The sequence below is a fragment of the Streptomyces sp. WELS2 genome (assembly GCF_013870595.1).
In the GTDB taxonomy this organism is placed as follows: Bacteria; Actinomycetota; Actinomycetes; order Streptomycetales; family Streptomycetaceae; genus Streptomyces.
The window spans coordinates 1-4,098 of sequence record NZ_JACBWZ010000583.1; the positions used below are offsets into that span (position 1 = coordinate 1).

4 protein-coding genes and 1 pseudogene are annotated in these 4,098 nt (G+C 73.2%); 2 read left to right on the forward strand and 3 right to left on the reverse strand.

The window, feature by feature from the left end; all coding sequences use genetic code 11:
• A pseudogene (locus tag H5J33_RS26090) lies at positions 1-314 on the forward strand (hypothetical protein); the annotation flags it as partial.
• A 7-nt stretch (positions 315-321) separates the two neighbouring features.
• Here H5J33_RS26090 and H5J33_RS26095 read toward each other — a convergent pair.
• Positions 322-1,449, reverse strand: coding sequence for an NADH:flavin oxidoreductase (locus H5J33_RS26095; RefSeq protein WP_181797305.1), 1,128 nt, complete (start codon positions 1,447-1,449; stop codon positions 322-324).
• 219 nt (positions 1,450-1,668) lie between these two features.
• Between H5J33_RS26095 and H5J33_RS26100 the strand changes: the two genes are divergently transcribed.
• Positions 1,669-2,829, forward strand: a complete 1,161-nt coding sequence (locus H5J33_RS26100; protein ID WP_309485489.1) for a nucleotide sugar dehydrogenase — start codon at positions 1,669-1,671, stop codon at positions 2,827-2,829.
• On the opposite strand, the gene H5J33_RS26105 is transcribed toward H5J33_RS26100, so the two are convergent.
• Positions 2,768-3,412 carry a TetR/AcrR family transcriptional regulator gene (locus H5J33_RS26105; protein ID WP_181797306.1) on the reverse strand — a complete coding sequence of 215 codons (645 nt, stop codon included), beginning with the start codon at positions 3,410-3,412 and terminating at the stop codon, positions 2,768-2,770. The genes H5J33_RS26100 and H5J33_RS26105 overlap by 62 nt on opposite strands.
• Before the next feature lie 31 nt (positions 3,413-3,443).
• A partial coding sequence (locus H5J33_RS26110) for a small ribosomal subunit Rsm22 family protein (protein ID WP_181797307.1) occupies positions 3,444-4,098 on the reverse strand: 655 nt, incomplete at its 5' end.

Genomic DNA, 4,098 nt, shown 5'->3' on the forward strand with positions numbered 1-4,098 from the left:
CCGACGCCGCCCTTCTGGTTGCAGACGATGATGCGGCGGGTGATCTCAGCGCGCCCTCCCGGTACGGCGTGCGCGGGGACCGCCCGCAGGCCCAGCAGCGGTGGCTGCCGGAGCTGTGGAACGGGCAGGAGTGGCAGCTGTGCGGCACGCCCCGCCGGGACCGCCGCGAGGCGGAGGCCTATCTCGCGGCCCAGCGGCGCGGCTCCCGGCCCGCCATGGCGTACCGGCTCGTCCACGAGTTCACCGACTACGAGGTGCTGCGGGTGTGGGGGACGCCGATGCGGGTCGGCATCGAGCCGCTGGGCAATCTGTAGCGGGGGTTCAGCTCAGGGTGGCGACGGCCGACGCGTCGTAGGGCTTCAGCTCGTCGAAGCGGTCGGTGAGCACCTTGGCCGCCCACTCGGGGTCCTGGAGCAGCGCGCGGCCGACGGCGACGAGGTCGAACTCGTCGGCCTCCAGGCGGTCCAGGAGGTTGTCGATGTTCTTGACCGAGGAACTCTCGCCCTGGAAGGCGTTGATGAAGTCGCCGTCGAGGCCGACCGAGCCGACCGTGATGACCTGCTTGCCGGTGAGCTTCTTGGTCCAGCCGGCCAGGTTCAGGTCGGAGCCGTCGAACTCGGGCTGCCAGTAGCGGCGGGTGGAGGCGTGGAAGACGTTGACACCGGCCTCGGCGAGCGGGGTGAGGACGGCCTCGAGCTCGCCGGGGGTCTCGGCGAGGCGGGCGGTGTAGTCCTGCTGCTTCCACTGCGAGTAGCGGAAGATCACGGGGAACTCCGGCGAGACCGCCTCGCGGACCGCGGCGACGATCTCCGCCGCGAACCGGGTGCGGGCCACCGCGTCGCCGCCGTAGGCGTCGGTACGGCGGTTGGTGCCCGCCCACAGGAACTGGTCCAGCAGATAGCCGTGGGCGCCGTGGATCTCCACGCCGTCGAAGCCGATGCGCTCGGCGTCGGCCGCGGCCCGGGCGAAGGCGCCGACGACGTCGTCGATGTCCTTCTGCGTCATCGCCACGCCGGTGGGCTCGGCGCCCGCGGTGACCAGGCCGGAGGGGCCCATGGCGGGGGCGTCCGGGTAGGGCCGCTGGCCCTGCTTGCGGACCATGCCGATGTGCCACAGCTGCGGGACGATGGCGCCGCCCGCCGCGTGCACCTCCTCGGCGACCTTGGCCCAGCCCGCGAGCGGCTCCTCGCCGTGGAACATCGGAACGCGGCCGCTCTCGCCGACCGACTCGTGGCCCACGTAGGTGCCCTCGGTGACGATGAGGCCGACGCCGGCGGCGGCACGGCGGGCGTAGTACGAGCGCACGTCCGCGCCGGGGATGCCGCCCGGGGAGAACTTCCGGGTCATCGGCGCCATCACGATCCGGTTCCGGACGGTGAGGCCGTTCAGCCGGACGGGGCGGGACAGGACACGGGCCGCGCGGGAGTCGGCGGGCGCGAAGGCGGTCATGGGGGGCTCCTAGCAGGGCAGGGCGACCAGCTGGTACGTGCGGCTGCATTGTTGCAGCACCTTAAGTAATGCGGGAACCCCGGGGCCGCATTCCCGAGCCGCCCCGCACGGCCGTGTGAACCCCGCCATACGCCCCGCCCACCGACAACCGGGTGAATTGCCCGCAGTTCCCTGCCGCGCCGCTCGGAAGATCGATCTACGAGCCTTAAATAACACAGCGTGACTATTACGCAACACAACGCGAGCAGCGGAGTGACCTGGGCGCCCGTCGCCATCCCCGGAGTCACGCGGTGGACCGACCGCCTCGACGCGGCCGACGAGCACACCCCCACCCCCCTGCAAGGACTGACCGTCGCGGTCGTCGGCCTCGGCTACGTCGGCCTGCCCACCGCCCTCGGCCTGCTGGACGCCGGCGCCACCGTCCTCGGCGTCGACATCAGCGAACAGCGGCTGGCGGACATCCGCACCGGCAACGTGGACCTGCTGCCGGCCCAGCATGCCGCCCTGGCCTGCACCCAGACCACCGGCGACTTCCTGCTCACCACGGACGTCGACACCCTGCCCCGCGCGGACGCCGTCATCGTCTGCGTACCGACCCCGATCACCGAGGACCACCGGCCCGACCTGCGCGCCCTGCGCGCCGCCTGCGCCACCGTGGTCGAGCGGGCCGTACCCGGCCAGCTGATCGTGCTGACCTCCACCAGCCACGTCGGCACCACCCGGGACCTGCTGCTGGCCCCGCTCGCCGCCCGCGGTCTGACGGCCGAGCAGGACGTCCTCGTCGCCTTCGCCCCCGAGCGCATCGACCCGGGCAACGAACGCCACACCCCGGAGACCACCCCGCGGATCGTCGGCGGCGCCGGACCGGTCAGCTCCCGGGCGGCAGCCTTCGTGCTGCGGGCCACCGCCTCGCGCATCCACCAGGTGCCCGACCCGGAGACCGCCGAGATGGCCAAGCTCTGGGAGAACATCTTCCGCGCGGTCAACATCGCCCTCGCCAACGAACTCTCCGAGGCCTGCGCGCACCTCGGCCTCGCGCCCGTCGAGGTCATCGACGCCGCCGCCACCAAGCCGTACGGCTTCATGCCGTTCTACCCGGGCCCCGGGGCCGGCGGCCACTGCATCCCCTGCGACCCGTACTACCTGCTGCACCAGCGAGAGTTTGCCCTGCCGGCCGGACCGGCCGCCGAACGTCCCGCTCATCTATCCCCTCGCCTCGCTGGTGTAGCGGACAGCATGCCTTATCGTCCCATCTTCGCGTGGACCGGGGGGTCGCCGCAGGCGAGTGGCCGGCTGTCACCGGCAGGGGTGCGGTCGGTCAACGCGGCGCCAGGCCGTACAGCGCGTAGTCGACCAGGGTGTCCGTGTAGTCGTAGGTGATCGGGCCGGTGTGCTGGAGCCAGCGCTGGGCGAGCGGCGAGACGAACAGCTCCAGGGCGATCCGGGGGTCCACGTCCCGCCGTACGTGCCCGGCGTCCTGCGCCGAGCGCAGCCGGGCGACGTACAGCTGGAGCTGCGGTTCCAGGAGCCGGGTCACGAAGACGCGGCCGAGCTGCTCGTTGACGACGCCCTCCGCGGTGAGCGCGCGCGCCGGTGCGTCGAAGCGGGGGTCGAGCAGCTCGTCGACCGTGGCGCGCAGCACCGCCTTGAGGTCGGCGGCCAGGTCCCCGGTGTCCGGGATGCCGGCGGTCTCGTGCCCCGCGGTGCCGTTCCCGGCCGTGTCGTGTCCGGCCGCGCGGGCCGTCTGTTCGGCGAGGTCCAGGAAGGCCTCCAGCAGGACGTCCGCCTTGGAGGACCACCAGCGGTAGATGGTCTGCTTGCCGACCCCGGCGCGGGCGGCGATGCCCTCCACCGTGGTCTTCGGGTAGCCGACCTCCGCGACCAGGGAGAGGGCGGCGGCGTAGATCGCCCGGCGGGACTTCTCGCTGCGGCGGGTGGCGTCGGGAGCGGGCTTGCTGACCATGGGACCGAAAGTAACAAGCCGGGGCGGACGGCTACGACGCGGAGTCGTACGGCGGCCAGGCGTCGCCCCACTCGGCGTCCCGGGCGGCCTTGTACAGGTCGCCGTGGCGCTTGGTGACCGTGCTGCGGCGCAGCCGCTCGTCGGTCTCGCACAGGTCGAGCAGCACCTGCCCCTTGCGGATCTGCGGGCGCCGGACCACCCGGGCGGGGGCAGGTTCGGCGGGCAGCCGGGTCGCCGCGATGTAGGAGAACTTCTCGTCCTCGTACGCCAGCGAGCCGCCCTTGACCTGGCGGTGCAGGGAGGAGCGGCCGACCCGGGCGGAGAAGTGGCACCAGTCGGTGCCGGGTGCGATGGGGCAGGCGGCGCTGTGCGGGCAGGGCGCGGCGATGTGGAAGCCGGCCCGGATCAGCCGGTCGCGGGCCTCGATGACGCGGGCGTAGCCGGCCGGGGTGCCGGCCTCGACGATCACGACGGTCCGGGCGGCGCGGGCGGCGGCGTCGACGAGGGCCGCGCGGTCGGGCTCGGCGAGTTCGTTGAGCACGTACGACACCGTGACCAGGTCGGTGTCGTCCAGGGCGAGGTCCGCGCCGATCCGGGCGCGCTGCCAGCGGGCGTCCTTCAGGGCCGGGTGGGCGGCGGTGAGCCGGCGGCCGACGGCGAGGGCGGGTTCGGCCCAGTCCAGCACG

Excerpts from the sequence above, each read along its gene's own strand:
- H5J33_RS26095 (WP_181797305.1), bottom strand. The coding sequence starts at position 1,449 with ATGACCGCCTTCGCGCCCGCCGACTCCCGCGCGGCCCGTGTCCTGTCC.
- H5J33_RS26105 (WP_181797306.1), bottom strand. The coding sequence starts at position 3,412 with ATGGTCAGCAAGCCCGCTCCCGACGCCACCCGCCGCAGCGAGAAGTCC.